General features: G+C 61.9%; 16 protein-coding genes. 13 read left to right on the top strand and 3 right to left on the bottom strand.

Annotated elements, in window-relative coordinates:
- The first annotated feature begins 258 nt into the window (after window positions 1-258).
- Complete coding sequence (locus tag EFB14_RS32875; protein ID WP_008524876.1) at window positions 259-411, top strand: hypothetical protein; 153 nt, start codon at window positions 259-261, stop codon at window positions 409-411.
- A 233-nt stretch (window positions 412-644) separates the two neighbouring features.
- Here the strand turns inward: EFB14_RS32875 and EFB14_RS13130 are convergent, their stop codons facing one another.
- Window positions 645-1,442, bottom strand: a complete 798-nt coding sequence (locus tag EFB14_RS13130) for an undecaprenyl-diphosphate phosphatase (protein WP_125841811.1) — start codon at window positions 1,440-1,442, stop codon at window positions 645-647.
- A 235-nt stretch (window positions 1,443-1,677) separates the two neighbouring features.
- On the opposite strand from EFB14_RS13130, the gene EFB14_RS13135 reads away from it, so the two are divergent.
- From EFB14_RS13135 to EFB14_RS13145, 3 genes are read left to right on the top strand one after another with little or no spacing between them, the layout of a single operon-like run.
- On the top strand, window positions 1,678-2,370 hold the full coding sequence (locus tag EFB14_RS13135) for a glutathione S-transferase family protein (RefSeq protein WP_125841809.1): 693 nt from the start codon (window positions 1,678-1,680) through the stop codon (window positions 2,368-2,370).
- Between the two features lie 12 nt (window positions 2,371-2,382).
- Complete coding sequence (gene queG, locus EFB14_RS13140) at window positions 2,383-3,534, top strand: tRNA epoxyqueuosine(34) reductase QueG (protein ID WP_125841807.1); 1,152 nt, start codon at window positions 2,383-2,385, stop codon at window positions 3,532-3,534.
- Complete coding sequence (locus EFB14_RS13145) at window positions 3,534-4,403, top strand: SDR family oxidoreductase (RefSeq protein ID WP_125841805.1); 870 nt, start codon at window positions 3,534-3,536, stop codon at window positions 4,401-4,403. Before queG ends, EFB14_RS13145 begins: the two co-directional genes overlap by 1 nt.
- A gap of 174 nt (window positions 4,404-4,577) precedes the next feature.
- Here the strand turns inward: EFB14_RS13145 and EFB14_RS33410 are convergent, their stop codons facing one another.
- Window positions 4,578-4,925, bottom strand: coding sequence for a hypothetical protein (locus tag EFB14_RS33410; RefSeq protein ID WP_245438242.1), 348 nt, complete (start codon window positions 4,923-4,925; stop codon window positions 4,578-4,580).
- Here EFB14_RS33410 and EFB14_RS13150 point away from each other — a divergent pair.
- From EFB14_RS13150 to EFB14_RS13175, 6 genes are all read left to right on the top strand, one after another.
- Entirely contained in the window at window positions 4,858-5,163 is a 306-nt protein-coding gene (locus tag EFB14_RS13150; RefSeq protein WP_245438239.1) for a septal ring lytic transglycosylase RlpA family protein, read from the top strand. The two genes, EFB14_RS33410 and EFB14_RS13150, sit on opposite strands and share 68 nt — an antisense overlap.
- A gap of 148 nt (window positions 5,164-5,311) precedes the next feature.
- On the top strand, window positions 5,312-6,601 hold the full coding sequence (locus EFB14_RS13155; protein ID WP_126825824.1) for an RsmB/NOP family class I SAM-dependent RNA methyltransferase: 1,290 nt from the start codon (window positions 5,312-5,314) through the stop codon (window positions 6,599-6,601).
- Between the two features lie 212 nt (window positions 6,602-6,813).
- A complete protein-coding gene (locus EFB14_RS13160) occupies window positions 6,814-8,088 on the top strand; it encodes an imelysin family protein (RefSeq protein ID WP_125841801.1) in 1,275 nt (424 codons plus the stop codon).
- Between the two features lie 45 nt (window positions 8,089-8,133).
- Window positions 8,134-9,672: a di-heme oxidoreductase family protein gene (locus EFB14_RS13165; protein ID WP_126825828.1), complete on the top strand. Its 1,539-nt coding sequence runs from the start codon at window positions 8,134-8,136 to the stop codon at window positions 9,670-9,672.
- The gene (locus tag EFB14_RS13170) at window positions 9,672-10,772 is read left to right on the top strand and encodes an imelysin family protein (protein ID WP_125841797.1); all 1,101 of its coding nucleotides are present in this window, start codon (window positions 9,672-9,674) and stop codon (window positions 10,770-10,772) included. The genes EFB14_RS13165 and EFB14_RS13170 overlap by 1 nt, the downstream gene beginning before the upstream one ends.
- A 4-nt stretch (window positions 10,773-10,776) precedes the next feature.
- Window positions 10,777-11,874, top strand: coding sequence for a DUF1513 domain-containing protein (locus tag EFB14_RS13175; RefSeq protein WP_125841795.1), 1,098 nt, complete (start codon window positions 10,777-10,779; stop codon window positions 11,872-11,874).
- Here EFB14_RS13175 and EFB14_RS13180 read toward each other — a convergent pair.
- On the bottom strand, window positions 11,856-12,932 hold the full coding sequence (locus tag EFB14_RS13180) for a DUF2252 family protein (protein WP_126825831.1): 1,077 nt from the start codon (window positions 12,930-12,932) through the stop codon (window positions 11,856-11,858). The genes EFB14_RS13175 and EFB14_RS13180 overlap by 19 nt on opposite strands.
- 200 nt (window positions 12,933-13,132) lie before the next feature.
- Between EFB14_RS13180 and EFB14_RS13185 the strand changes: the two genes are divergently transcribed.
- The 3 genes from EFB14_RS13185 (at window position 13,133) to guaA (ending at window position 15,894) form a co-directional block, all read left to right on the top strand.
- A complete protein-coding gene (locus EFB14_RS13185; RefSeq protein ID WP_003583690.1) occupies window positions 13,133-13,582 on the top strand; it encodes a PaaI family thioesterase in 450 nt (149 codons plus the stop codon).
- Window positions 13,579-14,217, top strand: a complete 639-nt coding sequence (locus tag EFB14_RS13190; RefSeq protein ID WP_125841791.1) for a 5'-methylthioadenosine/S-adenosylhomocysteine nucleosidase — start codon at window positions 13,579-13,581, stop codon at window positions 14,215-14,217. The genes EFB14_RS13185 and EFB14_RS13190 overlap by 4 nt, the downstream gene beginning before the upstream one ends.
- 114 nt (window positions 14,218-14,331) lie before the next feature.
- Complete coding sequence (guaA, locus tag EFB14_RS13195; protein WP_125841789.1) at window positions 14,332-15,894, top strand: glutamine-hydrolyzing GMP synthase; 1,563 nt, start codon at window positions 14,332-14,334, stop codon at window positions 15,892-15,894.
- Window positions 15,895-16,011: the final 117 nt, after the last annotated feature.

A 16,011-nucleotide genomic window follows, 5' to 3' on the forward strand; every position in this document is an offset into this window, starting at 1 on the left:
GCCGCTCGCGGAAACGCGGGCGGCGTTTTTTTTCGTGTGGCATCACGCAACGCCGGCGCAAGTTCGGCATGATTTTCTGCCCCCACCTTGAGGCGGCGTTGCATAAAAGACGCATCGGAAATTTTGTGGAATTAACGCCAAATTTAGCAGGAACGTTTATTGCTATTTGCCATTCCACTGACTACCAAACCCGCGCGTCTTCGGCTGGACTCAACGCCTGCGATAGCGTGCGGCAATCACTGTGAAAGGCATTTCTCGATGGGCAAGTCAATCGCGCTTTTATTTGCGTGTGCGGCGCTGGTTATCCTTGCAGGCTCCTTCGTTGCGCCCGGCTCGGTCGCGGCGGTGAAGGGCGATTGCTCGCCGGCCTACGGCGTCGATCCTTGCTCGACGGCTTCGATCAGCCACTGAAAAAAGGCCGGCCGTCTGCGCCGGCGTTTTGCCTGAGACGAACAGTCTTTAGAAACACCTGAAACAAGGTGCTTCATCAACGCTCAGCCTGCTTGAAAAACGGCGATGCGTATTTTCTCAAATATGCCTATCTGAAAATCGGCTTGCCGCTCATCGCGTGTCTGTGCGCGGCGTCCGGCCGGACAATTGCATTCGCGCCGGGAGTTGCGCGAATGCAATGTGGCGGGGATGTCTCAGGCGATCAAGCCGGTTGCGGCCATACCGAGCAGCAGGACACCGAGAATGATGCGGTAAATGGCAAACAGGGTGAACCGGTTGCTTCTGATGTAGGCGAGCAGCCATTTGACCGCAATGAAAGCGACCACGGTGGAAACGACGAAGGCGATACCGAGCGCGGTCCAGTCTTCGCCTGCCGCTCCGCCGTCCTTGAAGGTCTTCAGCAATTCATAGCCGCTTGCGGCATACATGGTCGGTATCCCGACGAGAAAGGCGAATTCGGTCGCCGCTGCGCGGTTGCCGGTGCCCGCCAGCATGGCAACGAAAATCGTGGCGCCGGACCGCGAGGTTCCCGGGAAGATGCCGGCGACGATCTGGGCGATGCCGACCAGGATGGCGACGAGCCAGGTGATCTCCTTATGCGGCGGCCTGCGGGCGGCAGCCCATTCGGCGAAGATCATCCAGATACCGCCGATGATGAGCGCCCAGGCGATCGGCGTCGCGGTCTCCGGAAGTTCGAAGCCGAGCTTCTTGACGATAAGACCCAGAATTGCGGTGATAAGAAATGCGACGATCAGCTTGGCGGCATAATCTCGATTCTGAGGCTCGCGCCAGCCAAGCACCAGATCCAGCAGGCGACGCCAGTAAATGATGGTGACGGCAAGGATGGCGCCGGCCTGAATGACGATGTTGAACATGTCCGACCGGTGTCCGAGCCATTGCTCGACAATGATAAGGTGGCCGGTGCTCGAGATCGGCAGAAACTCGGTAATCCCCTCGACGACACCGAGGATTGCAGCATTTATATAGTCCATAAATTGTCTCCGGTTTAAAAGTCGGTCGGATTTGAACAGCGCTTGAGCCGATCAGGCGCTGCGTTTATCCTCGTGCGCAAGAAGCGTGTTTCGTCCCTGTCAGATGGTGTGAGACCCGATTCGCTTGTGTTGGCCCGGCCAAGCTCCTATAGCTTCAACCAATGAGTCATGACTAGGGCGCTATAACTGAGCTGCCACACAGTCCTGTAACAGCAATCACAAAGCCCGAGTATCGATGCCCACCCTTTATCATCATCCCATGTCATCCGCATCTCGCTTCGTCCGGCTGATCCTGGCGGAATACGGCTACCACGCGGACATGATCGAAGAGCAGACATGGGAGAAACGCCGGGATTTCCTGGCGCTCAATCCCGCCGGCACGTTGCCGGTCTATGTCGACGACAGCATGCGCGCGCTCTGCGGCGCGAGCGTCATTTCCGAATATCTGGACGAGACGCATGGCGTCCTGAAGCGCGACCGGCGGCTGCTTGCAGAGGACCCTTTCCAGCGGGCGGAAATCCGCCGGTTGACCGAATGGTTCATGCAGAAGATGGAAAACGACGTGACGAAGCCGCTTGCCCGCGAGCGTGTCTATAAGTTGCAGATGACTGCCGATCAGGGCGGTGGAGCACCGGATTCGAAGATTTTGCGCACGGCCCGCGCGAATATCCGCCAGCATATGCGCTACCTCACCTGGCTTGCCGGCTCACGGCAGTGGCTGGCAGGCGAGCGGATGAGCTATGCCGACCTTGCCGCCGCCGCCTCGATCTCGATCCTCGATTACCTCGGGGAGATCGAATGGGCGGATGCGCCTGTCGTCAAGGACTGGTACCAGCGGCTGAAATCGCGCCCCTCCTTCCGGCCGATGCTGACCGAGCGCGTGCGCGGCCTGACGCCGGTTTCCCATTACGCCGATCTGGATTTCTGACGAGGGCTCTTCATGCCCGAACCGAATGACAAAGAGAGCAAGCGCCGCGACAATTTGTCCGCCTTCGTAAAGGCAGAATCCGCCGCTCACGGCTTCGATCTCTGCCGCATTACGCGCGCCGATGCGATCCCTGAGGCAGGGCAACGGCTCGGCGAGTTTATCGATGCCGGCCGCCACGGGACGATGGAGTGGATGGCGGAGACGCGCGACAGGCGCGGAGATCCTCGCACGCTCTGGAGCGACGTGAAATCCGTCGTCGTCTTCGGCCTCAATTACGCCCCGGAGGAAGATCCGCGCGGCATTCTCGACAAGCCCGACAAAGCCGCGATCTCGGTCTATGCCCGCAACCGCGACTATCATGACGTCATCAAAGGCCGGCTGAAGGAGATCGCCACACGCTTTGCGGCGCGCGCGAGCGCCGACGTGAAAGTCTTCGTCGATACTGCACCCGTCATGGAAAAGCCTCTGGCCGTGGCAGCCGGCCTCGGCTGGCAGGGAAAACACACCAATCTCGTCAGCCGCCTGCACGGCTCGTGGCTGTTTCTCGGGAGCATGTTCACCACGGCCGATCTTGCCGTCGACGCGCCGGAGACGGATCATTGCGGCTCCTGCCGCGCCTGCCTCGACATTTGCCCGACGGCCGCCTTCCCCGCGCCCTATCAGATCGATGCGCGACGCTGCATCTCCTATCTCACCATCGAGCACAAAGGGCCGATCGATCCCGACCTGCGGCCGTTGATCGGCAATCGCATCTATGGCTGCGACGACTGTCTTGCCGTCTGCCCCTGGAACAAGTTCGCAAGCTCCGCCTCGGAGATGAAGCTGAAGGCGCGGGAAGACCTGAAGGAACCGTCGATCGCCTTTCTGCTGACACTTGACGATGCCGCCTTCCGCGCCTTTTTCAGCGGCTCGCCGGTCAAGCGGATCGGCCGCGACCGTTTTATCCGCAATTTGCTGATCGCCGCCGGCAATTCCGGCATGCCGGAATTGATCGCGCAATGTCGGCTGCTCGCCGCCGACCCCTCGCCCGTGGTGCGCGGCATGGCGGTGTGGGCGCTTTCGCGGCTGATGGAGGCTGGCGAATTCGTGGCCTTTGCCGCACAAAGGGCCGATGAGCGCGATGACGGCGTGTTGAACGAATGGCGGCTGGCGGGAGTGGGCTGATGCATGTGATGATCTTTGGCTGCGGTTTTTCCGGAACGGCGATCGCAAAGGCCTTCACCGACGACGGCGTGCGCGTTTCCGGCACGACGCGCTCGGCAGAGAAGATGGAAACGCTGAGCCGTGACGGCATCGAGGCATTCCTTTTCGACGGCGAGACCTTGGAAAACAGGTTGCGCGAGGCTTTGGCTGACGTCACCCATCTCGTGCAATCGATCGCACCGGGAAAGGCCGACCCGCTGCTGCGGTTGCTCGGCGAAGACGGCGCAGCCCTGCTGCCCAGGCTCGAATGGATCGGTTACCTCTCGACCGTCGGCGTCTACGGCGACCATAAGGGCACATGGGTCACTGAGGAAACGCCCTGCGTGCCCGTTTCCGGACGGTCGAAGGAACGGCTCGAGGCCGAGGACGGCTGGCTGGCAATGGGAGAAAAGCGCGGCGTGCCGGCCGCGGTACTCCGCCTTTCCGGCATTTACGGGCCTGGGCGCAATGCCTTCTGCAATCTGGAAAAGGGCACGGCACGTCGCCTGATCAAGAAGGACCAGGTGTTCAACCGCATCCGCGTCGAGGATATCGGCGCGGCGACACGCTTCCTGTCGGAGCATCGCCTTGGCGGCATCTATAATGTCACCGACGACCGACCCGGCCCGCCGCAGGATGTGATCGTGGAGGCGGCGCGCCTGATGGACGTCGAGCCGCCGCTGGAACAGGCCTTCGAAACTGCCGAGCTGACACCGATGGCGCGCTCCTTCTACGGCGAGAACAAGCGGGTTTCGAATGCGAAACTCAAAGCCGCCGGCTTCAAATTCTCCTTCCCTGACTATCTGATGTCGCTTGCCCAATTGTGGCGGGACGAACGCTGGCGCGGCTGAAGGCGAGAAGCCATCGACCCCCACATAAAAGAGTAGGAAATTCCTACTTTTCCGGCTTATGCGAGCGATTTTCGCCTCGAATATAGTTAACGGCCTCTGAATTTGCTGAAATGTGGCAGCAAATATGGCAAGTTCCGCAAAAAAATTTCGTGATATTTGTGACGCCCGAGATGTTTACCATTCGTTCGGAAAATTCATTCGAATTTTAGCTGATTCTATTACGTTTTTTCCACGTCCTGCCATCGGCGCCGATTTCCTATATTTAATCAACGATATCACGAGTATTACATAATGTAACATTCCGTGATCGACCGTGGCACTTTTTTGCCATTTTTCGACGGATTTAAGCCCCGCCGCCTGCAAGGGCATGAGTTCAATAGTTGAGGGACACTCCGTTTTGAAGAAAATAAGCCGTTCTATTATCGCTGCCGCAACTATTGCAGCCTGTTCTTCCTTGCTTCCGGCGGAAGGTTTTGCTGCAAATGGCTGTGGCGGTGCTTCATGGTACGCACTTCGCTCCAAAACTGCTTCCGGGGAACGTATGAACCCTGCCGTCTTGACTGCCGCACATCGTTCGCTCGCATTCGGCACCAAGGTGAAGGTCACCAACAGCCACAATGGCCGCACCGTCGTCGTTCGCATCAACGATCGCGGTCCGTTCATCCGCGGCCGCGTGCTCGATCTGTCGCGTGCCGCCGCGCAGAATATCGGCATGGTAAGCTCCGGCACGGCGAAGGTCTGCTACCAGGTCATCAGCTGAGGCCACGCGCCTCTTACATCCGGCCCGCGCCTCTACGGCGCTTGCTCTTGCCGTCAATCGCGGTTACCACGCGGTTGAGACTTGTGAACACTCCGCCCGCGACCAATCGCGCGATCGTTCACATGCCATGGCAACAGGAGACATGTGAATGCGTCTGGGCGGCCGCCTCGAAGGGGCGATTTCTGTGCTCGCGGACATCGATGCCCGCAAGCGGCCCGTCGCCGACGCGCTGAAGGACTGGGGCCTTGCGCATCGCTTTGCCGGCTCCGGCGATCGCGCCGCGATCGGCAACATCGTTTATGACGCATTGCGCATGCGTCTTTCCCATGCCTGGCTGATGGATGACGACAGTGCTGCCGCCGTTGCCCACGCCGTCATGTTCCGCCAATGGGGTTTCACACCCGAGAGCCTTGCCGCCGAACTGGCGGATGACAAGTTCGCGCCGCCGCCGCTTTCGGCCGATGCCGCCTCGGCCTTCGAAAGCCGCTCGCTCGACGATGCCCCGCTGCATATCCGCGGCGATATTCCCGTATGGGTCCAACCCTCCTTCGAACAGGCCTTCGGTGCCGAGTGGCTCGCCGAGGCACAAGCGCTTGCCGCCCGCCCGACGCTCGATCTGCGCGCCAACATCCTGAAGGCCTCCCGCGACAAGGCCGTCAAGGCGCTCGAAAGAGCCGGCGCGCATGCCGCGAAGATCGCCCGCTACGGCATCCGGATTGCCGCCGGCGAAGGCGCCTCGCGTCTCCCCAACGTGACAGCCGAGCTTTCGTTCCAGAAAGGCTGGTTCGAGGTTCAGGACGAGGGGTCGCAGATCGTCGCCGACCTGGTGCTCGCGCGGGATGGCGAACAGATCCTCGACTATTGCGCCGGCGGCGGCGGCAAGACGCTCGCCATGGCGGCGGCCATGCACAATAAGGGCCAGGTTCACGCCTATGATGCCGACCGCAAGCGGCTGGCGCCGATCATCGAGCGGCTGAAGCGGGCGGGCACCCGCAATGTCCAGGTCCATGACGACGCCAAGGGGCTCTCCGGCCTTGCCGGACGCTGCGACAAGGTACTGGTCGACGCGCCCTGCACCGGCACCGGCACGTGGCGCCGCCGCCCCGATACGAAATGGCGGTTGACGGCGAAGAATCTCGACGAGCGTACCGCCCAGCAGCAAGACGCGCTGGCACAGGCAAGCGGCTTCGTCAAATCAGGCGGCGAGCTGATCTACGTCACCTGTTCGGTGCTGCCCCAAGAAAACGAGGAACAGGTGCGCCGCTTCACGGCCGACAATCCCGACTTCGAGATCGTCAACGCCCTGCCCGCCTGGGATGGCCTGTTCGGCAAGGACGCCCCGCGTCCGCATTCTTCCGACGGCCTGACGGTGACGCTGACGCCCGCCTCCACCGATACGGACGGCTTCTTCTTCTGCCGCATGCAGCGCAAGGGCTGACGCGGGATAGTGATGCCGCGCAGTGGTGACGCTGAGCGCCAAGTGCGGCGCGCTTGCTGCCATCTTTTCAAACAGATGCCCTTCAAAGAGGCTGGTTTGCAATGCCCTGTCCGATCTTAAAATTATTCCAAACTAGAGTATTTGACACCAGTTTGCTTTTGGGCGAAGAGACGAGGCCCGATTAGACGGAAAATCCGTCACAGGAGAGGATCATGAAGCTCAACACATTCCGCGCGGCCGTGCTGGCGATCGCCCCCGCAGCCCTGCTCGCCCTTCCCGCGCATGCCGAGACCGATGCTGCCGCCGTGGTGAAACACTATGCCGACGTGGCGCACGCCAAATACGAGGACTCGCTGACGACGGCCAAGGCGCTCGACGCCGCCATCGATGCCTTCCTGAAAGCGCCGACCGATGAGACGCTGAAAGCCGCCAGGGACGCCTGGATCAAGGCGCGCGTCCCCTACCAGCAGACGGAAGTCTATCGCTTCGGCAATCCGATCGTCGACGACTGGGAAGGCAAGATCAATTCATGGCCTCTCGATGAAGGCCTGATCGACTACGTCGACTCCTCCTACGGCACCGAGAGCGACGAAAATTCTCTCTATGTGGCGAATGTCATCGCCAACAAGACGATCAAGATCGACGGCAAGGATGTCGACGCCTCCAAGCTGACGCCGGAATTCCTCTCCGGCACGCTTGCCGAAGCTGGCGGCATCGAGGCCAATGTCGCGACAGGCTACCACGCCATCGAATTCCTGCTCTGGGGACAGGATCTGAACGGCACGGGGCCTGGCGCAGGCAACCGCCCGGCAACCGATTACGACCTCAAGAATTGCACGCACGGCAATTGCGATCGTCGCGCCGAATATCTGAAGTCCGCGTCCACCCTGCTCGTTTCCGATCTGCAGGAAATGACCGACAACTGGAAGCCGGACGGCGCTGCGACAAAGAACGTCGAAGCCGATCCGAAAGCCGGCCTCGTCGCGATCCTGACGGGCATGGGTTCGCTCTCCTACGGCGAGCTTGCTGGTGAGCGCATGAAGCTCGGCCTTTTGCTGCACGATCCGGAAGAAGAGCATGACTGCTTCTCGGACAATACCTACAACTCGCATCTCAACGACGCGATCGGCATCGCCGCCGCCTACACGGGCGACTATACCCGCGTCGACGGCACCAAGCTCGCCGGCCCGTCGCTGCACGATCTTGTTGCTGCCAAGGACAAGGCACTCGATGCCGAGATGGAAGGCAAGCTCAACAAGACGCTCGATGCGATGAATGCCATGGCAAAGCGCGGCGAGACGGTCGAGAAGTACGACCAGATGATCGCCGAGGGCAACAAGGAAGGCAACGCCATCGTCCAGGCCGCCATCGACGGGCTGATCGACCAGACGAAATCGATCCAGCGCGTTATTGCCGCACTCGATCTCGGCACGGTTCAGCTTGAAGGTTCCGACAGCTTGGATAATCCTAACGCCGTCTTCAAATAAGCACAAAGGCGGGCCGCTCCCACCGGAGCGGCCCGAACCCCTGAAATGTCGCATACCCCGGTTCGCCGATTGATCGCCAGCGCAGCGCTCTGCGCCATGCTTGCCGGTTTTTCGGCAGCAATCGCCGCCGGTTTCGATCTGCCGACGAAACGCGCGGATCTTTCCGAGGCCGATCTCAAACGCGTCGCCGACGTGACGCGGCCGACGGCGGATTTTTCCAAAGCTGAACAATACGAAGCGATGCAGGCGGGTGCGGCGACCTCGATCAATCCAGTCACCGAGGACAGCTTTTCGCATATTTCGGCCAATATCCCCTTCGAAGAGGAGCAGCAATTCAGGCTCGGCAACGCGCTCTTCCGCAAGCTCTGGGTTTCCGCTCCGTCTTCGACGCGGGCCTCTGACGGCCTAGGGCCGCTCTTCAACGCCCGCTCCTGCATGAGCTGTCATGTCAATGACGGCCGTGGCAAGCCGCCGGAAGGGGGGCCGAGCGCCACTTCGATGCTGCTGCGGCTGGCGCGCGCGGCCAAGACAGCGGAGGAGGAAAAGGCGATAGCACAGGCGGATGTCGTCAATTTCCCCGATCCGGTCTACGGACACCAGCTGCAGGACCTCGCCGTTCCCGGCCTTGCCGCCGAAGGAAAGATGGCTATCAGCTACAGCGAGGAACCGGTGACACTCGGCGACGGCGAGACGGTGTCGCTGCGCCGGCCGAGCTATACGGTTGAGAACCCCGCCTACGGTCCGCTCGATCCCGCCACCACGATTTCACCCCGCGTTGCCTCCGCCATGATCGGTCTTGGGCTGATCGAGGCCATTCCGGAAGCCGATATCCTTGCCCATGCCGATCCCGACGATGCCGACGGCGACGGCATCTCCGGCAAGGCGGCAATCGTGCGCGACCATCGCAGCGGAAAGATCGCGCTCGGGCGCTTCGGCTGGAAGACGCAGAACGCCACGGTGCGCGACCAGAGCGCCGACGCCTTCGCCAACGATATCGGCATCTCGACGCCCGATCAGCCGAATGCGCAGGGCGACTGCACCAAGGCGGAAGAAAAATGCCTCGATATGCCGACCGGCGTGCAGAAGCGGCTGGGCGCGGAAGAAGCGCCGGGGCCCATCCTTGACCTCGTGACCTTCTATTCCGAAAATCTCGCCGTTCCGGCGCGGCGCAAGGCGAGCTTCCCCGAAACGCTGCGGGGCAAGCGGATCTTCTACGAAACCGGCTGCATTTCCTGCCATGTGCCGAAATTCGTCACCCGCCGGGATACGCCGGACAAGGCGCAGTCCTTCCAGCTGATCTGGCCTTATTCCGACTTCCTTCTGCACGACATGGGCGACGGTCTCGCCGACGGCCAACAGGTCGGCCTCGCAAGCGGACGTGAATGGCGCACGCCGCCGCTATGGGGTATAGGACTGACCCGGACAGTCAGCGGACACAGCTTTTTCCTGCATGACGGCCGTGCGCGTGATCTCACCGAAGCGATCCTCTGGCATGGCGGCGAAGCTGAAAAGGCCCGCAACGCTTTCTCCTCCCTGTCCAAAGACGACAGGGAGGCCCTGATTACATTCCTGGAGTCACTTTGATGCGCCTTTGGCACCCTTTGCTCTGCCTCACTCTGATCGGCTTCGCCACGTCGGCGACCGCCCAGACCGCCGCTCCTCCGGCAGGGCTGAACGAGGATGCCGTTCCCGCCGTCATGCAGCGCGCTGTCGACGAGGTGATCCGTCCCGGCTATCGCAACATGCAACAATCGGCCGCCCGGCTGACGACGGCGATGAAGGATCTTTGTGACGGCGGCACACAACAGACGCTCGACAAGGCGAAATCCGCTTTCGACGATACGATCCGCTACTGGTCGATCATCGAGATCGTCCAAACCGGCCCCGTCATCCAGGACAATCTCTTCGAGCACATCCTGTTCTATCCCGACCGCAAGGGCGTTGGCCTCAAGCAGGTACAGGCGCTGATCGCCAAGGCCGATCCCAAGGATGCGACGGTCGATGCGATCGCCGGCAAGAGCGTGGCGCTGCAGGGCCTGACCGCGCTGGAATATGTGCTTTACGGCAATGGTTCGGACGATCTGATCAAGCAGAAGGGCGGCTTCCGCTGCCTTTACGGCCAGGCCGTCGCCGGCAATATCCAGCGTGAGGCCGGCGAAGTCGTCGCCGCCTGGGAAAAGCCCGACGGCATACAGGCGAGCTGGAAACATCCGGGCTCGCAGAGCAACGATTTCATGGACAACAAGGAAGCCGTCACCGCGCTGCTCGGCATTCTCGTCCACGGCACGGAGAATATCCGCGACCAGCGGCTGGAACAGTTCTACAAGGGCAAGGACACTCCGCCGCGCCCACGCATGGCGATCTACTGGCGTTCGAAAAACACCTGGAAGTCGATGGCCGCCAATCTCGAAGGCCTGCGCACGCTCTGGCAGAAGGCCGGCATGGCCGAGCTTTTGCCGGCGGACAAACAGGCGGTCGCCGCCTTGATCGACGAGGAATTCAAATCGCTGCTCGACAGCGTGCCGAAGCTCAACCCCGACATCGACGTCGCAACCAGCGATGCGGAGAAGGCCAAGCTCGATACGCTTCTTGCCGAGAGCCGCGACCTGATCACCAAGATCAGCGACGAATATGGCGCAGCCATCGGCCTTTCGGCCGGCTTTTCCTTTTCGGACGGAGACTGAAACAATGATGCAAAGTGCCGCGATCGACCGACGCAGCTTCGTCAAGGCGGCGGGGCTCGGCTTCCTTGCGGCCTTGGCGCCAAAGTCGCTGATGGCGCTCGAACGGGCCGATGCGGTCTATGCTTCGGGCATTCGCGCAGCGGACGGCTCCTTTGCCGTCGCGACCGTGACGGAGCGCGGCGAGATCGTCGATCAGGTCGCCCTTCCCGCGCGGGCGCACGGCATGGCTTTCAGCGCCGCCAGCGGCAAGACGGTCGCCTTCGCGCGCAGGCCCGGCACCTATGCGATGATCTTCGATCCCCGGAACAAGGGCGAACCGATCGTCATCAGCTCCCGGGAGGACCGGCATTTCTACGGTCACGGCGCCTTCTCGCCCGATGGCCGCATCCTGTATGCCAGCGAGAACGACTTCGACGGCAATCGCGGCATGATCGGTCTCTACGACGCCAGCGACCGCTTCAGGCGCATCGGCGAATTCGAGACATACGGCATCGGTCCGCACGATATGACGGTGTCCGATGACGGACGCCTCCTGATCGTCGCCAATGGCGGCATCGAGACACATCCGGATTTCGGCCGCACCAAGCTCAATCTCGGAGCGATGCAGCCGTCGCTTGTTCTGATCGATGCGGCAACCGGCGCGCTGATCGAAAAACATGTGCTGCCCGCCGAATGGTCGGAACTCTCCACCCGACATGTCGATCTCGACGGGAACGGCCGCATCTGGTTCGCCTGCCAGTATGAAGGCCACCGCAGGGATCTGCCGCCGCTTGTTGGGCATTTCGCCAAGGGCGAGGATCTTTCCTTCGTCGACCTGCCGGAGGAGACGACGCGCAGACTTGCCAATTACGTCGGAGCGATCGCCGTCAATCGCCGCGATGGCCTCGTCGGCGTCACCTCGCCGAAGGGCGGCGCCTCGGTGACCATCGATGCAAGGACGGGCAAGGTGCTGGCCGAGACAACAGTTCCGGATGCTGCGGGCATCGCGCCGGCAAGAGACGGCTTTGCCGTCTCCTCCTATGACGGCGATTTTCTGTCGACCCGCAGCGATGTCGCCTGGGATCAGCATATCGTGCGCATTTCTCAGCCGGCGCGTGAATAGGCCTTCTGCTCGGCACTGATGCTCGCTGCCGCCGCCCTTGCCGACTCATGCAGCCATTCGCTTCCGCGCACCCGCAGATCCTCCAGGATAGCCGCAACCGCCTCCGGATCGTCGGAATGGCAATTGGCGATTTCGAAGCCCATCAGCTCGAGCATCGTCGGCGCAAGCAAGATTTCCGGGTGCTTGTCGATCTCGATTTTGCGGCTGTTCGGAGAGAGCCGGCGAAGGAGGATGCGGCCTGAGACGCTGTAGTGGGGATCGGCCGATCGCGCCCGCCCCGCGGCGATTTTGCCCGCATGGATGGCCACATCCTGCGGCCTGTGGCAAAGCGACCAGGCGGACGGCACCAGCGCCTTCGCCTCCCGCAGCACCGGCCCCCCCTGCCATTCGGCATAGGCGACGAAACGCGGCCGGCCGAGGCTGCCTGTGCCGGCGGTGCGCGGCTTTGCTACGAAGGAGCCGGACCCTGGCGGCAATGCGCCGGCCAGTGCCTTGATATAGGCTGATGGCGCCGGCTTCTTGCCTGGAGGCAGCGTTTCGTATTTCTCCCAGAATTCGCGGCGCTCGGGATTCGGCAGGACCAACGCCTTGCGCAGCCACTTGTAGTCGCGCTCGAGGATGACGGGGAGCGGATTTTCAAGGCCCCTGCGATAGCCGCCCAGAATCAGTTCACAGATCATTCGGACCGGGGGACCATCATCGCCGCGCGCCAGGATGGCGCTTGCCGCCAGGCGAACGAGATCGAGCGCATAGGGCATCACCGCCGCATCGTCGAAATCATTGGCGCCCCAGACGAGCCGGCCTTCGACATCGCGCCAGGTGCCGAAATTCTCCAGATGCGTATCGCCGATTGCCAGCACCTCGGGCGCGCCGCTGAGATCCGGGCAGATATCAAGGATGGTCTCGGACCAACGCCAATAGGTGGCGCGCAGGAAGACGAAATCGTCGCTTCGCATCTTCTCGTGCTTCTTGCGCAGATCCTCCTTGACGAGATCATCGCCGAGCTGGTCGGCGAGCCAGTTCTCATATTCCAGGACCGATTGCGATATCGTCGTCATGCCGCTGATGCTCCATCATGTCGAGACCCGTTGAGCAGAATACGCGCAAGGCGCGAGCCCACAATCACCTTTGCACGGACCGCGACAGGCCGGCCGAGCACGGCCCGATCTTTCCACTATCGTCGCAGGCGATTTCGGCAATGTCCAGCTTGTCGAATCCGGCGCGCCATGCCACTTTCGCCGCTTCAAGAGGGGCAGCCATGAGTGAGACTGACAGGGGCGATTTCCGCGCGCGAATCCGCCGCAATTTTGCGCGCCAGGCGGCGATGCAGACGATCGGCGCCGAACTGACGCGCGTCGAGCACGGCGTCGTCGAGATCGAACTTCCCTTCGACGTCAAACTGACACAGCAGCACGGCATCCTGCATGCGGGTATCATTTCCGCCGCGCTCGATTCGGCCTGCGGTTTTGCAGCCTACAGTGTCATCGACCCCGAAGCCTCGATCCTGACGATCGAATTCAAGGTCAATCTCATGTCGCCGGGGCGTGGCGATCGTTTCCTATTCCGCGGGGAAATCACCAAACCCGGCTCCACCATCATCGTCGCCGACGGGCGAGGCTATGCGATCAGCGACGGGCCGGCGAAACTCATCGCCTCCATGACGGGAACGATGATGGTCATCCGCGGTAGAGAGGGAATTACTGGATGAAGTTCGAACTGAAATCGGTCGCGGGGAAATCCATCCTTTTCGTGATGGCGGCGGAGGCCGAATACGGGCCCTTCCTGCGTTCGCGCATCGAGCCTTTGATGACGGGCGTCGGCCCGGTCGAGGCAGCGGTCGCTCTGACCAAGGCCTTGGCGCGGCTCGATGCAGCAGACGACCTGCCGGATCTCGTCGTTTCCCTCGGCTCGGCCGGCTCCGCCAAACTGGAACAGACCGAAATCTATCAAGTGACCTCGGTTTCCTATCGCGACATGGATGCCTCGCCGCTCGGCTTCGAAAAAGGCCTGACACCTTTCCTCGACCTGCCTGCGACGCTTGAACTGCCGCTGCGCATTCCCGGCATCCCGGAAGCCAGCCTTTCCACCGGCGGCAACGTCATCTCCGGCGCCGCCTACACCAATATCGACGCTGATATGGTCGACATGGAGACCTATGCGGTGCTGCGCGCCTGCCAGGGCTACAAGCTGCCGCTGATCGGGCTGCGCGGCATTTCCGACGGCGTGGTCGAGCTGCAGCATATTTCGGGCTGGACCGAATATCTGCACATCGTCGACCGCAAGCTCTCCTACGGTGTCGACAGTCTGTTCACGGCGCTGGAAGACGGGGTTTTCTGGTTCTGAACCTGACAGCCCCGCGCATCTTGCCAGACGTGCGGGGACAATCGGAACAATAAAAAGCCGATGCCGCCGATTTCCCGGATTGCAAGGCGAAGCGCTTTTCTTTAAAGCCTCGCCATGACCCAGACAGCACATCCCGACTCCGTTCTCATCGTCGATTTCGGCAGCCAGGTGACCCAGCTCATCGCACGGCGCGTGCGCGAGGCCGGCGTCTATTGCGAGATCGTTCCCTTCCAATCGGCCGAAGAAGGCTTCAAGCGCCTGCAGCCGAAGGCCGTGATCCTGTCCGGCAGCCCGGCTTCCACGGTGGACGAGGGGTCGCCGCGAGCGCCCCAGATCATCTTCGACAGCGGCCTGCCGGTCTTCGGCATCTGTTACGGCCAGCAGACGATGTGCATGCAGCTCGGCGGCAAGGTCGAGAGCGGCCATCACCGCGAATTCGGCCGGGCCTTCCTCGATGTGGACAAGGATTGCCAGCTGTTCGAGGGCCTCTGGTCCTCCGGTTCGCGCCATCAGGTCTGGATGAGCCACGGCGACCGCGTCACGGCGCTGCCTGAAGGGTTCGAGGTGATCGCCACCTCCTCCAACGCGCCCTTCGCCTTCATCGCCGACGAGAAGCGCAAATATTACGGCGTGCAGTTCCATCCCGAGGTCGTGCATACGCCCGACGGCGCCAAGCTGATCGGCAACTTCATCCACAATATCGCCGGCATCAAGGGCGACTGGTCGATGTCGGCCTACCGCCAGAAGGCGGTCGAACAGATCCGCGAGCAGGTGGGCGACAAGCGCGTCATCTGCGCACTTTCGGGCGGCGTCGACAGTTCCGTCGCGGCGCTGCTGATCCACGAGGCCGTCGGCGACCAGCTGACCTGCATCCTCGTCGACCACGGGCTGATGCGCAAGGACGAGGCGGCCGGCGTCGTCGCCATGTTCCGCGAGCACTACAATCTGCATCTCTTGCATGTCGATGCATCCGACCGCTTCATCGGCGAGCTCGAAGGCGTCAGCGACCCTGAGACCAAGCGCAAGATCATCGGTCGTCTCTTCATCGAAACCTTCGAGGAAGAGGCAAAGAAACTCGGCGGCGCCGATTTCCTCGGCCAGGGCACGCTCTATCCCGACGTGATCGAGAGCGTCTCCTTCACCGGCGGCCCTTCCGTCACCATCAAATCGCATCACAATGTCGGCGGCCTGCCGGAACGCATGAAGATGCAGCTCGTCGAACCGCTGCGCGAGCTCTTCAAGGACGAGGTGCGCGCGCTCGGCCGCGAACTCGGCCTTCCCGACAGCTTCATCGGCCGCCACCCCTTCCCCGGCCCCGGCCTTGCGATCCGCTGCCCCGGCGGCATCACCCGCGAAAAGCTGGAAATCCTGCGCGAAGCCGATGCGATCTATCTCGACGAAATCCGCAAGGCCGGCCTCTACGACGCCATCTGGCAGGCTTTCGCCGTGCTGCTTCCCGTCCAGACCGTCGGCGTCATGGGCGACGGACGCACCTATGAATTCGTCTGCGCACTGCGCGCCGTGACTTCAGTCGACGGCATGACGGCGGACTTCTACCACTACGACATGGAATTCCTCGGCCGCGCCGCGACCCGCATCATCAACGAGGTTCGCGGGATCAACCGTGTGGTCTACGACGTTACGTCGAAGCCGCCTGGTACGATCGAGTGGGAATGAGGAGCGCAGAGTAGACGAGAATTGCCGGGCCCCTAGGCCGGATCCGGATGTCGTTTGACGCGAAGAAGCGTCCGCGCTCAATATGAGCGCGACGGAGCTATAACCGGGTAGCGAAAA

The sequence above is a fragment of the Rhizobium fabae genome (assembly GCF_003985135.1).
GTDB classification, from domain to species: domain Bacteria; phylum Pseudomonadota; class Alphaproteobacteria; order Rhizobiales; family Rhizobiaceae; genus Rhizobium; species Rhizobium pisi.